General features: G+C 63.1%; 18 protein-coding genes. 7 read left to right on the top strand and 11 right to left on the bottom strand.

Annotated elements, in window-relative coordinates; genetic code table 11:
* Position 1: 1 nt before the first annotated feature.
* From H7F36_RS09235 to H7F36_RS09215, 5 genes are all read left to right on the top strand, one after another.
* The gene (locus H7F36_RS09235) at positions 2–1,630 is read left to right on the top strand and encodes a sigma-54-dependent transcriptional regulator (RefSeq protein ID WP_261802549.1); all 1,629 of its coding nucleotides are present in this window, start codon (positions 2–4) and stop codon (positions 1,628–1,630) included.
* Positions 1,623–2,249 carry a 1,6-anhydro-N-acetylmuramyl-L-alanine amidase AmpD gene (gene ampD / locus H7F36_RS09230; protein ID WP_187054385.1) on the top strand — a complete coding sequence of 209 codons (627 nt, stop codon included), beginning with the start codon at positions 1,623–1,625 and terminating at the stop codon, positions 2,247–2,249. The genes H7F36_RS09235 and ampD overlap by 8 nt, the downstream gene beginning before the upstream one ends.
* Before the next feature lie 346 nt (positions 2,250–2,595).
* A complete protein-coding gene (locus tag H7F36_RS09225; protein ID WP_187054384.1) occupies positions 2,596–5,565 on the top strand; it encodes a ribonucleoside-diphosphate reductase subunit alpha in 2,970 nt (989 codons plus the stop codon).
* Between the two features lie 144 nt (positions 5,566–5,709).
* A complete protein-coding gene (locus H7F36_RS09220) occupies positions 5,710–6,921 on the top strand; it encodes a ribonucleotide-diphosphate reductase subunit beta (protein ID WP_187054383.1) in 1,212 nt (403 codons plus the stop codon).
* Between the two features lie 194 nt (positions 6,922–7,115).
* Positions 7,116–7,640, top strand: coding sequence for a histone H1-like DNA-binding protein (locus H7F36_RS09215; protein WP_187054382.1), 525 nt, complete (start codon positions 7,116–7,118; stop codon positions 7,638–7,640).
* Positions 7,641–7,730: 90 nt separating this feature from the next.
* Here the strand turns inward: H7F36_RS09215 and H7F36_RS09210 are convergent, their stop codons facing one another.
* The 7 genes from H7F36_RS09210 to H7F36_RS09180 all read right to left on the bottom strand — a co-directional run bounded on the left by H7F36_RS09210 (position 7,731) and on the right by H7F36_RS09180 (position 14,214).
* On the bottom strand, positions 7,731–8,633 hold the full coding sequence (locus tag H7F36_RS09210; protein ID WP_187054381.1) for a carbohydrate kinase family protein: 903 nt from the start codon (positions 8,631–8,633) through the stop codon (positions 7,731–7,733).
* 59 nt (positions 8,634–8,692) lie between these two features.
* Complete coding sequence (locus tag H7F36_RS09205) at positions 8,693–10,156, bottom strand: zinc-ribbon and DUF3426 domain-containing protein (RefSeq protein ID WP_187054380.1); 1,464 nt, start codon at positions 10,154–10,156, stop codon at positions 8,693–8,695.
* Between the two features lie 40 nt (positions 10,157–10,196).
* On the bottom strand, positions 10,197–11,081 hold the full coding sequence (gene prmA, locus H7F36_RS09200; protein WP_187054379.1) for a 50S ribosomal protein L11 methyltransferase: 885 nt from the start codon (positions 11,079–11,081) through the stop codon (positions 10,197–10,199).
* A 17-nt stretch (positions 11,082–11,098) separates the two neighbouring features.
* Positions 11,099–12,448, bottom strand: coding sequence for an acetyl-CoA carboxylase biotin carboxylase subunit (gene accC, locus H7F36_RS09195; protein WP_187054378.1), 1,350 nt, complete (start codon positions 12,446–12,448; stop codon positions 11,099–11,101).
* A gap of 2 nt (positions 12,449–12,450) precedes the next feature.
* Positions 12,451–12,903: an acetyl-CoA carboxylase biotin carboxyl carrier protein gene (gene accB / locus H7F36_RS09190; RefSeq protein WP_187054377.1), complete on the bottom strand. Its 453-nt coding sequence runs from the start codon at positions 12,901–12,903 to the stop codon at positions 12,451–12,453.
* 163 nt (positions 12,904–13,066) lie between these two features.
* Positions 13,067–13,624 carry a TlpA family protein disulfide reductase gene (locus H7F36_RS09185; protein ID WP_187054376.1) on the bottom strand — a complete coding sequence of 186 codons (558 nt, stop codon included), beginning with the start codon at positions 13,622–13,624 and terminating at the stop codon, positions 13,067–13,069.
* Positions 13,621–14,214: a hypothetical protein gene (locus tag H7F36_RS09180; protein ID WP_187054375.1), complete on the bottom strand. Its 594-nt coding sequence runs from the start codon at positions 14,212–14,214 to the stop codon at positions 13,621–13,623. Before H7F36_RS09180 ends, H7F36_RS09185 begins: the two co-directional genes overlap by 4 nt.
* 88 nt (positions 14,215–14,302) lie before the next feature.
* Between H7F36_RS09180 and mpl the strand changes: the two genes are divergently transcribed.
* Both mpl and H7F36_RS09170 read left to right on the top strand, forming a co-directional pair.
* A complete protein-coding gene (gene mpl / locus H7F36_RS09175) occupies positions 14,303–15,730 on the top strand; it encodes a UDP-N-acetylmuramate:L-alanyl-gamma-D-glutamyl-meso-diaminopimelate ligase (protein WP_187054374.1) in 1,428 nt (475 codons plus the stop codon).
* Positions 15,727–16,236, top strand: a complete 510-nt coding sequence (locus H7F36_RS09170; RefSeq protein WP_187054373.1) for a cupin domain-containing protein — start codon at positions 15,727–15,729, stop codon at positions 16,234–16,236. The genes mpl and H7F36_RS09170 overlap by 4 nt, the downstream gene beginning before the upstream one ends.
* A gap of 39 nt (positions 16,237–16,275) precedes the next feature.
* Here the strand turns inward: H7F36_RS09170 and H7F36_RS09165 are convergent, their stop codons facing one another.
* The 4 genes from H7F36_RS09165 to H7F36_RS09150 form a co-directional block, all read right to left on the bottom strand.
* Positions 16,276–17,394, bottom strand: coding sequence for a 3-deoxy-7-phosphoheptulonate synthase (locus tag H7F36_RS09165; protein ID WP_187054372.1), 1,119 nt, complete (start codon positions 17,392–17,394; stop codon positions 16,276–16,278).
* Between the two features lie 223 nt (positions 17,395–17,617).
* Positions 17,618–19,078, bottom strand: a complete 1,461-nt coding sequence (tldD, locus tag H7F36_RS09160; protein ID WP_187054371.1) for a metalloprotease TldD — start codon at positions 19,076–19,078, stop codon at positions 17,618–17,620.
* 162 nt (positions 19,079–19,240) lie between these two features.
* A complete protein-coding gene (gene rodA / locus H7F36_RS09155; protein WP_187054370.1) occupies positions 19,241–20,395 on the bottom strand; it encodes a rod shape-determining protein RodA in 1,155 nt (384 codons plus the stop codon).
* 39 nt (positions 20,396–20,434) lie between these two features.
* Positions 20,435–22,276, bottom strand: a complete 1,842-nt coding sequence (locus H7F36_RS09150; RefSeq protein ID WP_222620450.1) for a histidine kinase — start codon at positions 22,274–22,276, stop codon at positions 20,435–20,437.
* Positions 22,277–22,280: the final 4 nt, after the last annotated feature.

The raw sequence follows: 22,280 nt of genomic DNA, 5'->3' as shown, positions 1-22,280 counted from the left end.
GGTGAGCAATCCCACCCCATCGTCGACGGCGTCCGCGTTGCATGCGCAAAGCGCGCAACCCGCGCACATCCTCGTGGTCGACGACGAACCCGACCTGCGCACGCTCTACGAACTGACGCTGCTGCGCGAGGGCTACAAGGTCGACGCGGCCGGCAGCGTAGCCGAGGCGATGCAGCATCTGGCGGCCGTGCGCTTCGATGCGGTGATCACCGACATGCGGTTGCCCGATGGGCTCGGGATGGAAATCCTGCAGCGCATCCAGAACGACCAGCGCAGCGAGCGATGCGTCGTCATGACGGCCTACGGCTCCGCCGAAAACGCCGTCGAGGCCTTGAAAGCCGGCGCCTTCGACTACCTCACCAAGCCGGTCGATCTGAAGCAATTTCGAGCCGTCGTGGCCTCTGCCGTCCAGCAACATGCGTCGCCGGTGAAGGTGGTGCGAACGGCAGCCAGTATCGATACGGGTGCAGGCAAATCGGCGGTCGTGGCTGCGAGCGGGTTGGCCGCGTTGGCCCGGCTGGTCGGGGATTCGGAACCGATGCGGATCGTCAAGTCGCGCATAGCCAAGGTCGCGCGCGGCATGGCGCCGGTGCTGGTGCGCGGCGAGTCGGGCACCGGCAAGGAACTGGTCGCGCGCGCCGTGCATGCTTGCAGCCAGCGCAGCGACGGCCCGTTCGTCGCGGTCAATTGCGGCGCCATTCCGGAGAACCTGCTGGAGGCGGAGTTCTTCGGCGCGCGCAAGGGCTCGTACACCGGCTCCTCGCAAGACCGCGACGGCTACTTTCAGGCGGCGCGTGGCGGCACCTTGTTTCTGGACGAGATCGGCGACCTGCCGATCGCCATGCAGTCGAAGTTGCTGCGTGCCATTCAGGAGCGCAACGTGCGGCCGATCGGCTCGACGCAGGAAGACGCGGTCGATGTGCGCATCGTCAGCGCGACGCACAAGGATCTGCACGCCGAGGTGCTGGCGAGCCGATTTAGGCAAGACCTTTTCTATCGGCTCAACGTAATCGAGATCGCGGTGCCTGCGCTGCGCGAGCGGCGCGAAGATCTGCCGGCGCTGTGCACCGCTCTGCTCGAACGCATCGCGCACGAAGCCGGCATGCCGGTGCCGACGCTGTCGGCCGACGTGCTGCGCCGGCTCGCGCTGCATCCGCTGAACGGCAACGTGCGCGAGCTTGAAAACCTGTTGCACCGCGCCGTCGCGTTGAACGATGGCGATGAGCTGCATCTGGATCTGATGGGGTCTGATTCCGGACTGGCGAGCCTGGCTTCGATGACGAGTTCTGCGGCTTCGGACACGGCCGATGTGGCGAACGATGCAGCAGGTGGTGCGCGCGTGGCGAGCACCGCTGATCTGCACGACGCCCCCATCGGCTCGAACAGCGCGACACCAATGCCGCAGGAAGCGAAGGCGCCTCCGCCCGCGGTGCCGTCCGACCTGCAGACCTATCTCGATCAACAGGAGCGCGAGATCCTCGTGCGCGCGCTGCATGAAAGCGGATTCAATCGCACCGCAGCGGCGGCGCGACTCGGCTTGAGCTTGCGGCAGATCCGCTATCGCATTGCACGTCTCGGCATTGCGACACCGAACGGCGACGATGGACATGGCGTCGCCACCGATGAATAAGGGGGTTCGCGTGGATGGTGCGGGGGATGGAATTGCGAACGGCGCAGCGATGTGGAACACAGGCTGGTACCGCTTTGCCAGGCAACTGCATTCGCCGAACTTCGGCCCACGCCCTGCCGGCGCGCAGATCGATCTGATCGTGCTGCATTCGATCAGCCTGCCACCTGCGCAATACGGCGGCGACGAGGTGCAGCAGCTCTTCACCAATCGCCTCGACTGGGACGCACACCCGTACTTCAAGAGCATCCGCGGCGTCGAGGTGTCGTCGCATTTTTATGTGCGGCGCGACGGCGAACTCTGGCAGTTCGTCAGTTGCGACGATCGTGCCTGGCACGCAGGTCCATCGGCATGGCGCGGCCGCACCAACTGCAACGACGATTCGATCGGCATCGAGCTCGAAGGGCTCGAAGGTGCGCTCTTCGAAGACGCGCAATACGAGGCGCTTGCCGGCCTCTGCCCCGCCATCGCACAGCACTACCCGATCGCCTTCGTCGCCGGCCATGAGCACATTGCACCCGGACGCAAACAAGACCCGGGGCCAGGCTTCGCATGGCGGCGTCTGCGCGACGCAACGGGTTGGAAAAAAGATATGTTTCCCGAGGTCGCCATCGGACCTTGATATCGCACTGCAAACATGGCGCGCGGCGCTCTTTCGCATCGCAGCAACCATGCGGTTCGCAGGTGCAAAAGCGGCCGAAAACCGCATGGCTGCTGGGTTGGAATAACGTAGGGTAGCAACCACGCCGCATGCCCGGCATCTACGACGCCACGCACACCGCAAAGCGACAAGATGTGCAGTTTTTCACAAACATTGAAGTTCGTCGAAAACACTACATCTAGTGGTTGTAGGCCCCTCAGACCCTAGATATAGTGTGCCGTCTGGAACAAATGCCTGAATGGCTCCGGAATCGAACGCCGACCACCGATGTCCGCGTCTCCAACAAGAATTGCCAACCGAGGACCGAATGCAAACAGCCCAGAACACACCGTCCGCATCGCGCAACGCGCTATCTACCAACGGCAGCCCCAACGCCACCAGCAGCGCTCGCGACACCGCCGGATCGCCCGCCGGCAATGCGCTCGCGCACTACCAGATCATTCGCCGTAACGGCGCGGTGGTCCCGTTCGAACCGAACAAGATCGCCATCGCGATGATGAAGGCCTTTCTCGCCGTGCACGGCACGCAAGGCGCGGCGTCTGCCAGCGTGCGCGAAACCGTCGACGGCCTTACGCAAGCGGTCGTCCGCGCCATGGTGCGCTCGCGTCCGGGCGGCGGCACCTTCCACATCGAAGACGTGCAGGATTCGGTCGAACTCGGCCTGATGCGCGGCGGTCACCATGAAATCGCGCGTGCCTATGTGCTGTACCGCGAACGCCGCACGCAAGAGCGCGCCAAGCAAGGTGCGCAAGACGCCCCGGTCGCGCCGGTCATCCATGTGCTCGACCGCGGCGAGCGTGTCGCGCTCGACCTGAATGAACTCAAGGGCCTGATCGAGTCCGCCTGCGAAGGTCTGGGCGACAGCATCACTGCGGCACCGATCCAGGCCGAGACGATGCGGAACCTCTACGACGGCGTGCCGCTCGACGAGGTCTACAAAGCATCGATCCTGGCAGCCCGCACGCTGATCGAAAAAGATCCGGACTACACGTTCGCCACCGCGCGCCTGCTGCTGCACACGATCTTCAAGGAAATTCTCGGCCGCGAAGTGATGCCGGTCGAGCGCTCGCAAGCCTACGTCGACTACTTTCCGCAGTTCATCAAGAAGGGCGTCGACAACGAACTGCTCGACGAGAAGCTGCTGCAGTACGACTTGCCCCGCCTGGGCGCCGCGCTCAAGGCTGAGCGCGACCTGCAGTTCGACTACCTCGGCCTGCAAACGCTGTACGACCGCTACTTCCTGCACATCCGCAAAGACCGCATCGAACTGCCCCAGGCGTTCTTCATGCGCGTTGCGATGGGTCTGTCGCTCGGCGAAATCGACCGCGAAGCGCGCGCTATCGAGTTCTACGAAGTGCTGTCGTCTTTCGACTTCATGTCGAGCACGCCGACGCTGTTCAACGCCGGCACGCTGCGCTCGCAACTGTCGAGCTGCTATCTGACGACAGTGCCCGACGACCTCGACGGCATCTACGAATCCATCAAGGAAAACGCGCTGCTGTCGAAGTTCGCCGGCGGCCTGGGCAACGACTGGACCCGCGTTCGCGCACTCGGCAGCCACATCAAGGGCACCAATGGCGAATCGCAAGGCGTCGTGCCTTTCCTGAAGGTGGTCAACGACACCGCCGTCGCGGTGAATCAGGGCGGCAAGCGCAAGGGCGCGGTCTGCACTTACCTCGAAACCTGGCACCTCGACATCGAGGAGTTCCTGGAACTGCGCAAGAACACCGGCGACGATCGCCGCCGCACGCACGACATGAACACGGCCAACTGGATCCCCGACCTGTTCATGCGCCGCGTGATGGAGAAGGGCACCTGGACGCTGTTCTCGCCCAACAACGTGCCCGACCTGCACGACCTCTTCGGTGCCGACTTCGAGCGCGCCTACGTCGCTTACGAAGAACGGGCGGCTCGCGGCGACATCAAGCCGAGCCGCACGCTGCCGGCCGCCGACCTGTGGAGAAAGATGCTCACGATGCTGTTCGAAACCGGACACCCGTGGATCACCTTCAAGGACGCGTGCAACGTGCGCTCGCCGCAGCAGCACGCGGGCGTCGTGCACTCGTCGAACCTCTGCACGGAGATCACGCTCAACACCAGCGACACCGAGACCGCTGTCTGCAATCTGGGTTCGGTGAACCTGCTGCAGCATCTGAAAGACGGCAAGGTCGACCATGAGAAGCTGAAGCGCACGATCTCGACCGCGATGCGCATGCTCGACAACGTGATCGACATCAACTACTACGCCGTCAAGAAGGCGCGTGACTCCAATTTGCGCCATCGTCCGGTCGGCCTGGGCGTAATGGGCTTCCAGGATGCGCTGTACGAGCTGCGGATTCCGTACGCTTCGCAAGAAGCCGTCGAATTTGCAGACGTGTCGATGGAGGCCATCTGCTACCACGCGTACTGGGCATCGACCGATCTCGCCAAGGAGCGCGGCAAGTACTCGAGCTACAAGGGCTCGCTGTGGGACAAGGGCGTGCTGCCCATCGACACGCTCGACCTGCTCGAAAAAGCACGTGGCGGCTACGTCGAAGTCGACCGCTCCACCACGCTCGACTGGGACGCGTTGCGTCAGAAAATCAAGACCGACGGCATGCGCAATTCGAACTGCACGGCCATCGCTCCGACCGCGACCATCTCGAACATCATCGGCGTCGACGCATCGATCGAGCCTTGCTTCGGCAACCTGTCGGTCAAATCGAACCTGTCGGGCGAGTTCACCGTCATCAATCACTATCTGGTGCGCGACCTGAAGCGTCTCGGTTTGTGGGACGACGTGATGGTCATGGACCTGAAGCACTTCGATGGCTCGCTGCGTCCGATCGATCGCGTGCCGCAAGACATCAAGGCGCTCTACGCCACCGCCTTCGAAGTCGAAACGACGTGGCTGGTCGAAGCCGCCTCGAGGCGCCAGAAGTGGATCGACCAGGCGCAGTCGCTCAACATCTACATGGCCGGTGCATCGGGCAAGAAGCTCGACGACACGTACAAACTCGCATGGTTGCGTGGCCTGAAGACGACCTACTACCTCCGCACGCAGAGCGCGACGCACGCTGAAAAATCGACGGTGCAATCCGGTCGTCTCAATGCTGTGTCGTCAGGCAGCACGAGCAGCGATGCATCGTCGAACATGTCATCGAGCATGTCGGGTGCATCAGGCTTGAGCGCACTCGATGCTGCTGCACTCGCTGCGCAATTGCAGTTGAGTTCGATGCCGCAAACCGACATCGCGTTTTGCGGTGTCGACGATCCGACGTGCGAAGCATGTCAATGAAGCGCGTTTGATGTTCGCGGCATCGCCTGACATCACAACGCGATGCATGTGAGCAACATAACGACGAGATAAATGGAGCGCGATGTGAACGAGCACTTTCCAACTTACATCGTTGCTCTGATAATTTGAGCATTGGATTTTTCTATGTTGACCTGGGACGAAGAAGTCAAGCCCTCCTTGCCAAAGGACATGCAACAAGGATTGCAGCACTCACCGAAAAGCGGCGCATTGAATGCACGCTCGATGGAGGCTCCGACGCCGAAAATTGCACCGGCCATCTCTGCTGCAACAGCATCGGTCGCTGCGTCATTTGTCGCGTCAGCCGCCGCTCCGGTCGCTCGCCGCGTGCGCGCCGATGACAAACGAATCATCAACGGTCAAACCGACGTCAACCAGCTCGTGCCCTTCAAGTACAAATGGGCGTGGGAAAAGTACCTGGCCTCTTGCGCCAATCACTGGATGCCGCAGGAAGTGAACATGACGCGAGACATCGCGTTGTGGAAAGACCCGAACGGTCTGACTGAAGACGAACGTCGCATCGTGAAGCGCAACCTCGGCTTCTTCGTGACCGCCGACTCGCTCGCCGCCAACAACATCGTGCTGGGCACGTATCGGCATATCACCGCGCCGGAGTGCCGCCAGTTCTTGCTGCGCCAAGCCTTCGAAGAAGCGATTCACACGCACGCGTACCAGTACATCGTCGAGTCGCTCGGTCTGGACGAGAGCGAGATCTTCAACGCCTACAACGAAGTGCCTTCGATCCGCGAGAAGGACCAGTTCCTGATTCCGTTCATCGAAGCCATCAGCGATCCGCTCTTCAAGACCGGCACGCACGAGACCGACCAGACCCTGCTCAAGTCGCTCATCGTTTTCGCATGCCTGATGGAAGGCTTGTTCTTCTACGTCGGCTTCACGCAGATTCTGGCGCTGGGTCGGCAGAACAAGATGACCGGCGCCGCCGAGCAGTACCAGTACATCCTGCGCGACGAGTCGATGCACTGCAACTTCGGCATCGACCTGATCAACCAGCTCAAGCTCGAGAACCCCGGCCTCTGGAACAGCGAGTTCAAGGCCGAGATCAAGGCCCTCTTCATGAAGGCCGTCGAGCTCGAATACAAGTACGCCGAAGACACCATGCCGCGTGGTGTGCTCGGCATGAACGCCTCCATGTTCAAGGGCTACCTGCGCTACATCGCCAACCGGCGTGCACAGCAGATCGGCCTCGAAACGCTCTTCCCGAACGAAGAAAATCCGTTCCCCTGGATGAGCGAAATGATCGACCTGAAGAAAGAGCGAAATTTCTTCGAGACCCGCGTCATCGAATACCAGTCGGGTGGTGCGCTGTCGTGGGATTGAATTTTTTTCGATAAGAATAAATGAGTTCAAGAATTGCTTTCGCCGCCGATCACGCCATAGAGCGCGGCACGGACGAAAGCGCAGGTGTTCATGGTGCTGGGCTTGATCCAACACCATGAATCGCTTCACGTTCACAAGCGGACGCGAAGTGCTTCAAGAGGTTGATTTTTCAACTTGATCAAGGAGAAATAGAAATGGCAACTGCAAAGAAAGCGCCGGCTAAGAAAGCCGCTGCAAAGAAGGCTCCGGCAAAGAAGGTCGTGGCTGCTAAGAAGGCTCCCGCCAAGAAGGTAGCCGCGAAGAAGGTAGCAGCCAAGAAGGCTCCGGCCAAAAAGGTCGCTGCCAAGAAGGCTCCAGCAAAGAAGGCCCCGGCTAAAAAAGTAGCAGCCAAGAAGGCTCCGGCCAAAAAGGCAGCTGCGAAGAAGGCCCCGGCTAAGAAGGCTGCCGCCAAGAAGGCTCCTGCGAAAAAGGCAGCTGCGAAGAAGGCCCCCGCCAAGAAGGCTCCTGCGAAAAAGGCCGCGGCTAAAAAGACCGCTGCCAAGAAAGCAGCGAAAAAGCCCGCTGCCAAGCCTGCCCCTGCTGCGAAACCTGCGCCCGCCAAGAAGGCAGCCGCCAAGGCTCCTGCAAAGGCAGCCGTAGCGCCCGCTCCTGCGCCCGCCGCGCAGACGACGCTGAACCCTCAAGCTGCATGGCCGTTTCCGACGGCCAGCAAGCCCTGAGTCGGTCAGCGGCCTTAAGGCAAAAAGCCCGGCACCTCACGGTGTCGGGCTTTTTTTTCGCTCAGCGAATGAGCTCTGACGAATGCGCTTTCAGAGGCCGATCGCTTTCAAGTCGATCTGGTAGTTCTGCGGCCCGCGTTGCGCGATCTTGAGCGCACCGATCTGGTTGCCCAGCGCTGCACACCGTGTGAGATCCCACCCTTGTTCCAGCCCGAACAACAACGCACCGCGCCACGCGTCGCCGCAACCCGTGGGGTCGACAACTGCCTCAGGCTTGACGGCCGGAACATGCACCTTCTGCCCGTCGACCCATACGTCGCAACCCTCGGCGCCAAGCGTGACCACCAGCCCGCGCGCGCGACGCGAGATGTCCGCCTCGCTCCAGCCGGTGCGGTCGCTCAGCATCTTGCCTTCGTAGTCATTCACGGTGACCCAGTCGGCCTGCTCGATGAACCGTGCCAGCTCGTCTCCGTTGAACATCGGCAACCCCTGGCCCGGATCGAACACGAAAGGAATGCCGGCTTGTTTGAACTGCTCTGCATGCTGCAGCATCGCGTCACGCCCATCGGGCGAGATGATGCCGATACGGATGTCATCGCGTGCCGCGATCTTGTTGAGATGGGCTTGCTGCATTGCGCCAGGATGAAAGGCCGTGATCTGGTTGTTGGCCATGTCGGTCGTGATGAAGCATTGCGCGGTGTAAGTGTCGGAGAGTTCGCGAACGAACTCCGTGCCGATGCCCAAACCCTTGAATCGGGCGACGTAGTCGGCGCCGTCGCTGCCCACCGTAGCCATCGGCAATGCCGTGCCGCCCAGTGCGTTGAGGCTGTAGGCGATGTTGCCCGCACAGCCGCCGAAATCACGCCGAAGCGCCGGCACCAGGAACGACACGTTGAGGATGTGCAACTGATCAGGAAGGATCTGGTCGGCGAACCGACCTTCGAACGTCATGATGGTGTCGAACGCGAGGGAACCGCAAATCACTGCTGCCATGGGTAAACCGTTATTGGGAAAGAAAAAAGGAGAAAAGAAGTCGGCGCCGCTCGGCCGCTTCAGGGATAAAAAGCCACCAGACGGTAACCAGCCACCGGCGCCAGACTCGCAGCTTGGGCAGCGTCGAGCGCCAGCGGCATCGACGCCACGCGTTCGCCGCGCGCGGCCAGCTCTGCCGGGGCACCGAAGTCGGCCGGCAGCAACACGCGCCGGATCACCGCCTGCTCCTGCGTGTCGAGCAGCGAGAGTTCGATGGCCGGCATCGCAAGCGGCACCGACGCGGCGTTGCGCAAGGTGAAGCTGAGCCGATAGCCGTCGCCGACCTTCTCGCGGGCAAATGCGGCGCCATCGATCGTGATATCCCCGATCTGACGCAGTGCCGACAGTTGGCAACCGGTGATGGCACACACACCGCTCATCAGCGGTCGCATGCCGGGCTGTCTCGCAACGATGGCGTCGCGCTCCCGGTGCAAGACCTGCACCGTCAGCAACAGCACGCCCAGCACGATGCCTGCGACAAGCAATGCGCGTCCTTTGACACCGCGCCAGAAGGCCGGTGCCGAGGCGGCACGAAGAAGCCCGGGCAAGGTGACGCCTTCGGAGCCGGTCACCGGTGCACTCTCTGCGGTCGCCGACATGACAACCAGCGGCATCGCATCGCTTTCGGACTGAACCAGCGGCATCGGGTTGGAGTCCTGCGCGGCAGCACTCTTTTCGCGCGAACGCGCGATCTTGGCGGCCTTGTCGCGCGCACGTCGCAACGCCTTCTGAAACTGCACCTGGCTCGCGTTGTCCGCCTGCTCCCTGAGATGCGACGGCACGATCAAAGGAGATTTCGTCGTCGGTGCGTCGCCGTTGTTATCGGACTGCGGCGTGACGACTTGCGGCCACGGTTCGTCCGCCACCAACCCGATCGACGGCAGACCGGGCAACGTGCGCGGCAGCACGATGGCACCCGCATGCAATGAGGGCTTAAAGGGCGCCGGCTCTGCGCTCCGGGCCGGCTCGGAGAGGTTGAGTTCGTCGGCGGGCATTGGCATGGGCATAGGCCGACCCTCGAACACGGTCTCCGAGCTATACGCCACGACATACGGCTGGCGCTCTTCTTCCGGCGCTTCGCCGGACGGGTCCAGTTCGCGCGACAGGTCGGACTCATGTCCTTGATCTGCTTCATCTGCCTCGACTTTATCTACGTCGTCGTCGTCGCCGTCGTCGTCGAAGTCGGGTTCGGGCATCTCGAGCGGCGCAGGCGCCGATGCGACGGGCTCCGGCAGAGGCTCGTCGTCGAAGAAATCCGCATCGTCTGAAAGCGGCGGCGGCGATGGCACGGACGCCGCCGACGCGGGCACTGCAGGCACTGCAGGCACAGAAGCTGCGGGCTCAGGCAACTCTTGCAGGTCGAGCGACGCATCGAACACATGGCTGCAACGACCGCAGCGCACCCATCCGTCGGAGATCCGCAGTTGATCCTTCACCACCTTGAAGGTGGTCGCGCAGGAGGGGCAACGGGTGACGAGGCTCATGTCGCGCGAATTGTAGGGTCGCACCCCGCGCACCGGAAGCTCAGGTGCGCGCCGTCATCAGGATCCAGCCGTCTTCGCTGTCGCTGACCGTGAGTTCGACGTACGGCGCGTAGGCCGCCTTCAGCTCGTCTGCCTGCCGCTCCAGGATGCCTGCGAGCACCAGCGCGCCACCCGGCGCCATGCGCTCGCAGAGCAGCGGCGCCAGCACCTTGAGGGGCGTGGCGAGGATGTTGGCGAGCACGGTCTGATAGCGACCATCGACAGCGTCGGGCAATCCGGTCTTCAACTGCACGCCGTTGGCTTCGGCATTGAGCCGGGTCGACGTCACGGCCGCCTCGTCGATGTCGACGGCATCGATGTCTATCGCGCCGTACTTGGCCGCACCGATGGCGAGGATGCCGGAGCCGCAGCCGTAGTCGAGGACCCGCTGGCCCTCGAGGCCACCGCGGGTCGCGATCCAGCGCAGACACATGCGCGTGGTCGGGTGCGTGCCGGTGCCGAAAGCCAGGCCCGGATCGAGTCGGATCACTTTGCTCGCTTGCGCCGGAGGCTCGTGCCAAGTCGGCACGATCCAGAAGTCGGGCGTGATCTCGACCGGGGCGAACTGCGATTGCGTGAGGCGCACCCAATCCTGGTCCGGTACTGCGCCGATACCCAGCACCTCGCAACCGTCAAAGAATTCCTGCGGTGTGAGCACAGCGACCGCCTCGTGCGCTCGCGCCTCGGTATGGAACAGCGCCATCACGCGGGAGCGCTGCCATCCTTCTTTTGGCGGCGGCATGCCGGGTTCACCGAACAATGCCTGTTCGGCATCGGTCGCCGCGTCTGCATCTTCAACAGACACGCTGAGCGCATCGAGCACGTCGAGCGCATCGCTGACCGACTCGACACCACTTTCAGGGACCAACAAACGCAGCTCGAACATGGACGTCACCGGCCGGCTCAGCGCTTGTGCGCCGCGAGCCACTCTTCGAGGTAGTGGATGTTGGTGCCGCCCGCCATGAACTTGGCGTCGACCATCAATTCGCGGTGCAGCGGAATGTTGGTGTTGATGCCCTCGACCACCGTCTCGTTGAGGGCCGTGCGCATGCGCGCCATGGCCTGCTCGCGCGTGTCGCCAAACGTGATGATCTTGCCGATCATCGAGTCGTAGTTCGGCGGCACGAAGTAGTTCGTGTAGACGTGCGAATCGACCCGCACGCCGGGGCCACCGGGCGGATGCCACATCGTGATGCGGCCTGGCGAAGGCGTGAACTTCCACGCGTCCTCGGCGTTGATGCGGCACTCGATAGCATGACCGCGCATCTGGATCTGACGCTGGGTGAACGGAAGCTTTTCGCCTGCGGCCACCATGATTTGCGTCTTGACGATGTCGATGCCGGTAGTGAACTCGGTTACGGGATGCTCGACCTGCACCCGCGTGTTCATTTCAATGAAATAGAACTCGCCGTTTTCATATAGAAACTCGAAGGTGCCGGCGCCGCGATAGCCGATCTTCTTGCAGGCCGCCGCGCAACGCTCACCGATCTTCTCGATGAGCTTGCGCGGGATGCCCGGTGCCGGCGACTCTTCAATCACCTTCTGGTGGCGGCGCTGCATCGAGCAGTCGCGCTCACCAAGATAGACCGCGTTTTTGTACTTGTCGGCCAGGATCTGGATCTCGACGTGCCGCGGATTCTGGAGAAACTTCTCCATATAGACCGCCGGATTGCTGAAAGCAGCACCCGCCTCGGCCTTGGTCATCTGAATGGCATTGATGAGCGCGGCTTCGGTATGGACCACGCGCATGCCACGCCCACCGCCACCGCCCGACGCCTTGATGATGACCGGATAGCCCACCGCACGCGCAATGCGCTTGTTCGTGGCCGCGTCGTCCGACAGTTCGCCTTCGGAGCCGGGCACGCAAGGCACTCCGGCCTTGATCATGGACTGCTTGGCCATGACCTTGTCACCCATGGTCCGGATGTTTTCTGGCGTTGGGCCGATGAACTGAAATCCGCTCTGTTCGACGCGTTCGGCAAAGTTCGCGTTCTCGCTCAAAAAGCCGTAGCCCGGATGAATCGCCTCGGCGTCGGTCACTTCGGCCGCCGAAATGATGGCCGGCATATTGAGATAGCTCAGCGCCGATGCCGCCGGGCCGATACACACCGCTTCCTGCGCCAGCTTGACGTACTTGGCCTCGCGATCGGCTTCGGAATAGACCATGACGGCCTTGATGCCCATCTCGCTGCAGGCGCGCTGAATACGCAGCGCGATCTCGCCGCGGTTGGCGACCAGAATCTTCTTGAACATGGTCACTCGATGATGAACAGCGGCTGGCCGTACTCGACTGCCTGTCCGTTTTCCCCAAGGATCTGCGTGACAGTGCCCGACTTGTCGGCTTCGATCTCATTCAGGATCTTCATGGCCTCGATGATGCAGACGGTGTCGCCTTCATTCACTTTGCTGCCGACTTCCACGAAAGCGGCGGCACCCGGGCTGGACGAGCGGTAGAAGGTGCCGACCATCGGAGATTTGATCGCGTGGCCAGCTGGCGCTGCTTCCGCTGGCGCCGCAGGAATCGCTGCTGCAGGAGGCGCATGAGCAACTGCTGCGGACGGTGCTGCCATCGCGTGCACGTATTGAACCGGTGCGGGTTCACCGCCTTTGACGATGCGAACCTTGCCTTCTGCTTCGGTGATCTCTAATTCGGAAATGTTGGATTCAGACACCAAATCGATCAGTGTCTTCAGTTTGCGCAGGTCCATGGGGCTCCATTGCCGGCGGGGCCGGTCATTCGGGAAATCAACTCGCCTGGAATCGGTGTAGTGCGTGTAATAGCAACTTATTACCGACTACTGGCAGCTACGTCAGTCTATTCCAGCGATTTGCGACGTCAGCGCGTCGGGCTCGCCGTCGGCCGGCCGCATTCTAACCGTGAACATATGCACGCCGCCATGCCTCCAGGTCAGCGGGCTCGAGCTTTCCCATTTTCCGTGCGGCGACTTTTCCATCGGCCTGCACTACCAAGGTGAAGGGCAACCCACCGCCCGTGTTGCCCAACTGCTTGACCAGTTCGGTGCCTTCAAGACCAGCCAATCCGACCGGGAAGCTCACCGGCGTCTTTTCGAGAAACTTGCGCACTGAACTTGGCTGATCGATTGCCAATCCGATCACTTGCCACCCCGATGTCGCATGATCGCGAAAAAAACGATCGACCATCGGCAGTTCCTCGACGCAGGGCGGACACCAGGTCGCCCAGAAATTAACCAGCAGCGGCTTGCCCCGAAGGTCGGCCAGTTTGAGTTCTCCGCCTTCAGGCCGCGTGAAACTGCGAGACCAAAAGGCCGGGTCGCCCTCGTCGACGCTCCCTGCAGTGCTCGCCGCATTGGCATCATGTTTGAGCCATGCGCCACCGACACCCGCGCCGGCAGCCACTACCGCCACGCCACCGTAGAGCCAGCGTCGCCGGCTCAAATCCGTCTTCATCCCGAATCCTTTTCAATGAGGCGCCGCAATCCCGTCACGTCGCCACGCGGCGTACGCCCCTGCGCATCCGGCTTCAGTGCGCCGCGCAAGTTGTCGAGATCGTAGACCAGCAGGTGCACGCCGATGTCTTCGCCAAGTGCAAGGCTCGACGCGTGCACGCTGAGCGCCTCGACTTGCTCGCCGTGAAAGCCGGTAACCGTGCGGGGCTGGTAGTCGACGTGATGGTCGATCAGCGCGATCTCGGCCGACTTGGAATCGTCGCAGAAAAGCTGGACATAAATATCCGAAAGGCGCGTTGCCGTGCCGTGCCACACCGCACCACCTACGTGCGGACGGAAAGCCGACATGCGCTCCATCCACTCCAGTGCCAGCATGCGCAACGCATGGAGCTCTTTGGGCTGCGTATCGGCGCAAAAGAGCTGGATGTAGTCACGAACCTCGACCTCGACCTCGTCGTTGTTGGGCAGCGAAGTCCGGCTCGGCAAACCCATCTCGCGCAAGGCACGGCGTTTGGCCGGCCCGTACTCCAGCCCCTCCTCGACGACGAGGCGGGCCGCGGTCGCTGCGATTTCGCGCTTGGACATGTCCATCGAATCATTTTGCCCGGAGAGTGCCGTTTGAAGAAGCCCCGAAGAAGCCCCGCAGATGCGCTGCGGGCGCCGTCCATAAAATCAGTCGATGCACATTCACATTCTCGGCATCTGCGGCACCTTCATGGGCGGTGTGGCCGCCTTGGCGCGCGAAGCCGGTCACCGCGTGACGGGCTGCGACGCCGGCGTCTATCCGCCAATGAGCGACCAGCTGCGGGCGCTCGACATCGATCTCATCGAAGGATTTTCGGCCGACCAACTGGCGCTGGCGCCCGACATGTTCGTGGTCGGCAACGTCGTTTCACGGGCTCGACTGGCCGACGGCACGCCGAAGTTTCCGTTGATGGAAGCAATCCTCGACGCCGGTTCGCCCTACACGAGCGGCCCGCAATGGCTCGCTGAAAACGTGCTGCAGGGCCGCCATGTGCTGGCGGTGGCGGGCACGCACGGCAAGACCACGACCACGTCGATGCTGGCGTGGATTCTCGATCGCGCAGGCAGGGCGCCGGGCTTTCTCGTCGGTGGTGTGCCGCTCGATTTTGGTGTGTCGGCACGCCTGGGCTCGAACTTGCCCTTTGTCATCGAAGCCGATGAATACGACACCGCGTTTTTCGACAAGCGCAGCAAGTTCGTTCATTACCGACCGCGCACCGCCATCTTGAACAACCTGGAATTCGACCATGCCGACATCTTCGATGACCTCGCGGCGATCGAGAGGCAGTTTCATCACCTCGTGCGGACGGTGCCAAGCACTGGCCGCGTGGTGGTGAATGCAACCGAAGACAGCCTGCAGCGCGTGCTGGCGCAGGGCTGCTGGAGCGAGGTCGCACGCTTCGGCGGTGCGATCGGCACCGTGCGCAGCGCGGGCGCGCGGGCCGAGTGGCAGGCCGACGGCGAGCACAGCGCTTTCGACGTGCGCCGCCATGGCGAAGTCGTCGGGCGCGTCGAATGGGAACTGTCGGGGCTGCACAACCAGATGAATGCGCTGGCCGCCATCGCCGCCGCCGAGCATGTCGGCGTGCCGCCGAACGACGCCGCGGCCGCGCTCGGGACCTTCCACAACGTGCGGCGCCGCATGGAATTGCGCGGCGTGGTCGCGCGCGCGGGTGGCGACATCCATGTCTACGACGACTTCGCGCACCATCCCACCGCCATTCGAACCACTCTCGACGGCCTGCGTCGTCAGCTGGATATTCAGGGCAAGACCGGCGAGCGCATCGTCGCGGCCTTCGAGCCACGCAGCAACACCATGAAGCTGGGGACCATGTCGTCGCAGCTGCCGTGGAGTCTCGAAGCCGCCGATCTTGCTTTCTGCCACACCGCCGGACTCGATTGGGATGCGGCCGCAGCGCTCGTGCCGCTCGGCAACCGAGCTCGCGTGGTCGGCGCGATCGATCCCCTGGTGGTGCAAATCGTCTCCGCCGTCCGACCCGGCGATCACATCGTCTGCATGAGCAATGGTGGATTCGGCGGCGTGCACGACAAATTACTGGCCGCGCTGCGGGCCGCCGCATGACGCTGACCCGCGCGCAGCAGCTGATTGAAGCGCTGCATTTGCAGCCGCACCCAGAAGGCGGCTGGTATCGCGAGACGTTTCGCTCCGGCGCAGTGTCGACGCCGGTCGATGGCCGCCCGCCGCGCAGCGCGCTAACGACCATTTATTTCATGCTCGAGGCCCATCAGCATTCGCGTTGGCACCGCGTGCTGTCCGACGAAGTCTGGGTGTTCCTGGAAGGCGTGCCGCTGGCACTGTGGACTTGCGACGCCAACTTGCGAACCGCGCCTGCGCACGTGCGCTTGGGCGCCGTCGATGTCCACGGCACCCGCCCGCAGCATGTGGTGCCAGCGGGTCAGTGGCAGGCGGCGCGGCCCATCGTGAGCCACGCGACGGGGGACTACACGCTGGTCGCCTGCACGGTCGCGCCGGGCTTCGACTTCGCCGATTTTTCGTTCATGGCCGGCGACGGCGACGAAGCCGTGGCCATGCGCCACCATTGGCCCGACCTCGCCAGCCTGATCTAGCCTGATCCGGTCGAGGCCGGATCGATTTTGAGAGTCCGATCAGCCGCGACGCGACTTGACCGCCTGCGACAGCGTCTCGAGCACGCCAACCGAATCATCCCAGCCGATGCAGGCATCGGTGATGCTTTTGCCGTATTCGAGCCCGGCCAACTCGTCCTTGCCGGGCGTGAACTTCTGAGCGCCGGGCTGCAGATGGCTTTCGATCATCAGACCGAACACCTGGCTGGAACCGCCCGCCACCTGGCCCGCGATGTCGGCGGCGACGTCGATCTGTTTCTGGTGCTGCTTGGAACTGTTGGCATGGCTGCAATCGACCATCAAGGTGGGCGGCAGGCCGGCGGCCATGAGGTCGGCGCAGGCCGCCGTCACGCTGGCGGCGTCGTAGTTAGGCGCCTTGCCGCCACGCAAGATCACATGGCAATCGCGATTGCCGTTGGTCTGCACGATCGCGACCTGGCCGTTCTTGTGCACCGACAAGAAGTGATGGCCGCGCGCCGCCGCCTGAATGGCGTCCGTCGCAATGCGAATGTTGCCGTCCGTTCCGTTCTTGAAACCGATCGGTGCCGACAAGCCCGATGCCAGCTCGCGATGCACCTGGCTCTCCGTCGTGCGTGCGCCGATCGCGCCCCAGGCAATCAGATCGCCGATGTACTGCGGCGAGATCACGTCGAGAAACTCGCTGCCCGCAGGCAGACCGAGCCGGTTGATGTCGATCAACAGCTGCCGGGCGATCCGCAGGCCTTCGTCGATCCGAAAACTCTCGTCGAGGTACGGGTCGTTGATGAGCCCTTTCCAGCCGACCGTGGTGCGCGGCTTTTCGAAATAGACGCGCATCACGATCTCCAGCGTTCCGGCGTACTTCAGACGCTGCGCCTGCAGCCGCTTGGCGTACTCGAGCGCTGCGACCGGATCGTGAATGGAACACGGGCCCATGACCACCAGCAGCCGGTCGTCCTTGCCAGCCATGATGTTGTGAATGTTGCGCCGCGTGTCGGCAATGAGCGCTTCGGTCGCGGTGCCGCTGATCGGGAAAAAGCGGATCAGATGTTCTGGAGGGGGCAGCACGTTGATGTCCTTGATGCGTTCGTCGTCGGTCTTGCTGGTCTTTTCGACGGTCGCATACCAGCTGTCGCTGGGTCGGGCGGTAGGAAGGGTCATCGTGGGCTCCTGATCTGAAGTCTTGATTGAAAAACGAGGGGCACAAAAAAACCGCCGGGGCGTGAGCGCCGGCGGTCTTGGAGGGGTGTACGTTTGCTTTACGCGCTCGCCTCTGGGCCGCCGGAGATCCGGAACCAAAAGTACGAAAAATAGAATGCGGTGCGCAGAGACATGGAGAGGAAATGTAGCACAGGGTTTTTCAGAACGACGTGACGCTGGCGCGTCAGGCCGTGCCACCGACCGTGAGCCCATCGATGCGCAACGTCGGCTGGCCGACGCCGACCGGCACGCTCTGGCCTTCCTTGCCGCAGGTGCCGACACCCGAGTCCAGCGCCATGTCATCGCCGATCATCGTGACGCGCGTGAGTGCGTCAGGGCCGTTGCCCACGATGGTCGCGCCCTTCACCGGGTACTGGATCTTGCCGTTCTCGACCCAGTAAGCCTCGCTCGCCGAGAAGACGAACTTGCCGCTCGTAATGTCGACCTGGCCGCCGCCGAAGTTAGTGGCGTACAGACCCTTCTTGATGCTGGCGACGATCTCCTTCGGGTCCTTGTCGCCGCCCAGCATGTAGGTGTTGGTCATGCGCGGCATTGGCACATGCGCGTAGCTTTCGCGGCGGCCGTTGCCGGTGGGCTTGACCTTCATCAGGCGCGCATTCATCGAATCCTGGATGTAACCCTTCAGGATGCCATCTTCGATCAGCACGTTGCGCTGGCTGGCGTTGCCTTCGTCGTCGACATTGAGTGAACCGCGGCGGTCGGCGATGGTGCCGTCGTCGAGCACGGTCACGCCCTTGGCCGCCACGCGCTCGCCGATGCGGCCCGAGAACGCGCTCGATCCCTTGCGGTTGAAGTCGCCTTCGAGCCCGTGGCCAATGGCCTCGTGCAGCAGGATGCCGGGCCAGCCCGGGCCGAGCACGACGGTCATTTCACCGGCCGGTGCGGGCCGAGCTTCGAGATTCGTGAGCGCCGCCTTGACGGCTTGGTCGACATATTCGGCGATGTGTTCGTCGTCGAAGTAGGCGAGCCCGAAGCGCCCGCCACCGCCGCCGGAGCCGATTTCGCGGCGGCCGTTCTGCTCCGCGATCACGGTCACGGAAAGACGCACCAGTGGGCGCACATCGGCCGCCAGCGTGCCGTCGGCACGTGCCACCAGCACCACGTCGTATTCGCTTGCGAGTCCGGCCATGACCTGCGCAATGCGCGGATCGCGCGAACGCGCCAGCTTTTCGACTTTGCCGAGCAAGGCCACCTTGGTTGCGCTGTCGAGCGTGGAGATCGGGTCGACGCCAGCGTAGAGCGAGCGGCTCGATGCGACCTTGCGGGAAGGCGTCTTGGCGCGACCCGTACGGCCCGAGGCTGAGATCGAACGCACGGTGCGCGCCGCGTCGAGCAGCGACGCTTCTGAAATGTCGTCCGAATACGCGAACGCGGTTTTTTCACCGCTGACAGCTCGGACGCCGACGCCCTGGTCGATGCTGAAGCTGCCGGTCTTGACGATGCCTTCTTCCAGGCTCCAACCTTCGCTGCGGGTGTACTGGAAGTAGAGATCTGCGTCGTCGACACCGTAGGAGGTGATTTCGCCGAGCGCTTTGGTCAGGTGCGATTCGTCGAGGCCGAAGGGCGTGAGAAGCAACGATTGCGCCGTGGCGAGGCGCTCGATGGTGGGTTCGCGAGAGATCATCGGGCATTATTGCTCGCCCCCAGGGGCGGCGCGCACTTCGTGTCGCTTCGCCCTCCCTCTACCGGGGAGTACTTGGCTCGCGCCCTACCGGGGGCGATGCCAGTCGCGCGGCAGAGCCGGTTTCACGGCATCTCACCCACAGACCGCCAACCTACGGCGCGGTCAGGTCTGCATCAAGCGTTTGGCGCGCGAAATCGACATCAGGATGCCCAGGCCTAGGCCAAGCGTGACCATGGCGGTGCCGCCATAGCTGATGAAAGGGAGCGGGACACCGACGACGGGCAGGATGCCGCTGACCATGCCCATGTTGACGAAGGCGTAAGTGAAAAAGATCAGCGTGATGGCGCCTGCCAGCAATCGCGAAAACAGGGTGGGTGCGTCCGACGCAATCGCGAGACCGCGGAAGATCAAGAAGATGAAGGATGCGATCAAAAAGAGGTTGCCGGCCAGCCCGAATTCCTCCGAGTACGCGGCAAAGATGAAGTCGGTGGTGCGCTCGGGGATGAACTCCAGGTGCGTCTGAGTGCCCTGCATGAAACCTTTCCCGCCGACGCCACCTGCGCCAATCGCGATCATTCCCTGGATGATGTGAAAGCCTTTGCCGAGCGGGTCTTTGCCCGGATCGAGCAGCGTGCAGATGCGCTGCTTCTGGTAGTCGTGCAGCACGCGCCAGTCGAAGCCGTCGGCGCACAGCGTCGACTCATAGCCGACGATCAGGGCCACGGCGACGAGCCCGATGAGGAACGGCGGCAATATCAATTTCCAGGACAGGCCAGCGAAGAAAATCACCGACAGCCCGGCCGACAGCACCAGCAACGCGGTGCCCAGGTCGGGTTGCTTCACGATAAGGCCGACCGGCACCACCAGGAGGATGGTCGCCACCGCGAAATCGAGCGGTCGCAGCTGACCTTCGCGGCGCTGGAACCACCAGGCCAGCATCAACGGCATGGCGATCTTCAGAATCTCGCTCGGCTGTATCACGAAGCCGACATTGAGCCAGCGCTTGGCGCCCTTCTTGGTCAGCCCGAATACCGCCACCGCAATGAGCAGCGCAACGCCCAAGGTGTAGAGCGGCACCGCGCAGCTCATGAGCCGTTGCGGCGGAATTTGCGCCACCACGAACATGATGAAACCGGCCAGGATCATGTTGCGGCCGTGGTCCATGAAGCGGGACCCATGGTCGTAGCCCGACGAATACATCGTCAGCAGCCCAGCGCACGCGAGCAAAAACACGGCAAAGGCCAGAAAGCCGTCGAAGCCCTGAAAAATAGGCGCGATGCGGCGCGCGAACGAGGGCTGGTTGAACACGGCTGACATGGCCGCGGATTATCCGCGCCTGCCGGGCCCCACCGGCCCTCAACCGATGAATTCAAGCGAGACGACAGTGCGCCCCGGTCGGCTTTCGAGCAACAGCGCCACGCCCAGGGCCGCAGCGCGCTGGCCGAGCGACCGCGGTACTTGCGCTGCATCGAAACCGCAGCCGTTGTCGATCACGTGCAATCGAAGTACGGCGCCGTGCATCGCTGCTTCGAGTCGCAACGTGCTGGCGCCCGAATGCTGCAGCACATTGGAGATCGCCTCGAATAACAAAAGCTGGACCTGCCGCATCGCCTGCCCATCGAGCCCGGCCACCGACGCCACGTCGTCGACAGCCCATTCGAGCGCGATGCCCGATGCCTTGAAGCGTGGCGTCATGCGATAGCGCATGCCCGCCAGCAGCGCGCCGACATCGCCCGGCGGCAGATGGATCGAGTCGATCGACAGTTTGAGTTGGTCGAGCGAATCGCGCAGGGTGCGCAGCACCTCGGCATCGCTCGCCTGGCCCGACTGCAGCTGACGGATCGCAGCGCTGATGTGCGAGCCGACGCCGTCATGCATGTCCCGCAAGATGCGCTCGCGCTCGTGAGTGCGCGCCTGTTCCCGCGCCACCTTTTCTAGCTTGCCGTAGGTCGACTCGAGTTCCTGTTCCCGCTCGGCCACGCGCGCAGCCAGCGTCGTCACCCAGCCGCGCGCCTCTGCGCTCGCCGCCCGAAAGCGCTGCAGCACGATCAGCAGCAGGGCCACGCCGAAGAACACCGACGAGTAGCGGACCCAGGTCGTTTCACCGTACGAATCGCTGAGCCGGATCACGATCCAGTCGCGCGTGCCAAAGGCGACCGTCGCCAGCGCGGCCAGCATCACGAGCAGGCTTCCGGTCTGCGGCCGGCGCAGCGTGGCAACCGTAAAAGAGGCGACAAATACGACGACCATCGCGATTTCCACCGCCAGCCAGCGGGTCAACCAAGCCGGTTTGTCGGTGGCCATGGACAACCACGAAAACACGAGCGTGCCGAGGACGATGGCCGCCATGGCCCAGCGCGCCCAGCGCGTGCGGGCATGTCGGGCCCAGTCGGCCAGGTGGTAGCAGAACATCATCGCGGATGCGACCCAGCCGGCATAGCACAACGCCATGAGCACACCCCATGGCCCCCACGACATCGGCGGCTCGACGACTACGCCATCGGCCACGCGCAAAGCCCAGCAAAACTCCGCCAGCGCGGCCCACAGATAAAGACCCTCGCGCCGGCCGCCGGGCACGCTGGTGTCGACCTGCGTCAGCCACAACGACAGCGCGATGCCCCCCACGATGAGACTGAACGCCATCAGCAGCACCGAGCCGGTAAAGCGCCAGGCGTAGGCGGTTTCAAAAAGCTGCGTTCGTACCGGTACGGCCGGCCCGAGCGTAACAACCGACAACCCGCCGCGACGCCCGCTGTCGGCGCGGATGCGCACCTGCAGCAGGTTGTCGCCTGCGTGCAGCAGGCGCCCCGGCACGGCCATGTAGATCGGTGCCTTCGCGTAGTCGGGGCCGTTGCCCCGATCGAGGTTGCCGTAGACCTGCAGCAAGGCACCGTTGAGCCGAACTTCAAAGACGTTGCCGGTGCGGGGAATAAAGATGCCCCAGGGACTTTCAGGCGCGGTGTCCAGCGTGAAAGGCAGATCGAAGGTCGCGAAGCCCGCCTTGCCGAGATGCTGCCTGTCCCAGTTGTAGGGCAGCGCTACCAAGCCCTCTCGCGTGACGCCCTCGACGGTTGTCTCTATGCGGCCGGCCCGCAGTTCGAGTGGTTCGACCGTCGCATTTGCCGTGCCCCAAAACCCGCAAATCACCACAAAAAATGCGATCGATCGCGCGGCGAGGAAGTACACGCCGCGCTTCACCGGC

This window comes from Variovorax sp. PAMC28562 (assembly GCF_014303735.1).
Classification (GTDB): Bacteria; Pseudomonadota; Gammaproteobacteria; order Burkholderiales; family Burkholderiaceae_C; genus Variovorax.
This window is presented reverse-complemented; position numbering and strand designations above follow the sequence as displayed.

Excerpts from the sequence above, each read along its gene's own strand:
- H7F36_RS09225 (WP_187054384.1), top strand. The coding sequence starts at position 2,596 with ATGCAAACAGCCCAGAACACACCGTCCGCATCGCGCAACGCGCTATCT.
- rodA (WP_187054370.1), bottom strand. The coding sequence starts at position 20,395 with ATGTCAGCCGTGTTCAACCAGCCCTCGTTCGCGCGCCGCATCGCGCCT.
- accC (WP_187054378.1), bottom strand. The coding sequence starts at position 12,448 with ATGTTCAAGAAGATTCTGGTCGCCAACCGCGGCGAGATCGCGCTGCGT.
- prmA (WP_187054379.1), bottom strand. The coding sequence starts at position 11,081 with ATGTTCGAGCTGCGTTTGTTGGTCCCTGAAAGTGGTGTCGAGTCGGTC.
- H7F36_RS09170 (WP_187054373.1), top strand. The coding sequence starts at position 15,727 with ATGACGCTGACCCGCGCGCAGCAGCTGATTGAAGCGCTGCATTTGCAG.
- mpl (WP_187054374.1), top strand. The coding sequence starts at position 14,303 with ATGCACATTCACATTCTCGGCATCTGCGGCACCTTCATGGGCGGTGTG.
- accB (WP_187054377.1), bottom strand. The coding sequence starts at position 12,903 with ATGGACCTGCGCAAACTGAAGACACTGATCGATTTGGTGTCTGAATCC.
- H7F36_RS09165 (WP_187054372.1), bottom strand. The coding sequence starts at position 17,394 with ATGACCCTTCCTACCGCCCGACCCAGCGACAGCTGGTATGCGACCGTC.
- H7F36_RS09220 (WP_187054383.1), top strand. The coding sequence starts at position 5,710 with ATGTTGACCTGGGACGAAGAAGTCAAGCCCTCCTTGCCAAAGGACATG.
- H7F36_RS09185 (WP_187054376.1), bottom strand. The coding sequence starts at position 13,624 with ATGAAGACGGATTTGAGCCGGCGACGCTGGCTCTACGGTGGCGTGGCG.
- tldD (WP_187054371.1), bottom strand. The coding sequence starts at position 19,078 with ATGATCTCTCGCGAACCCACCATCGAGCGCCTCGCCACGGCGCAATCG.
- H7F36_RS09210 (WP_187054381.1), bottom strand. The coding sequence starts at position 8,633 with ATGGCAGCAGTGATTTGCGGTTCCCTCGCGTTCGACACCATCATGACG.
- H7F36_RS09215 (WP_187054382.1), top strand. The coding sequence starts at position 7,116 with ATGGCAACTGCAAAGAAAGCGCCGGCTAAGAAAGCCGCTGCAAAGAAG.
- H7F36_RS09205 (WP_187054380.1), bottom strand. The coding sequence starts at position 10,156 with ATGAGCCTCGTCACCCGTTGCCCCTCCTGCGCGACCACCTTCAAGGTG.
- H7F36_RS09180 (WP_187054375.1), bottom strand. The coding sequence starts at position 14,214 with ATGGACATGTCCAAGCGCGAAATCGCAGCGACCGCGGCCCGCCTCGTC.
- ampD (WP_187054385.1), top strand. The coding sequence starts at position 1,623 with ATGAATAAGGGGGTTCGCGTGGATGGTGCGGGGGATGGAATTGCGAAC.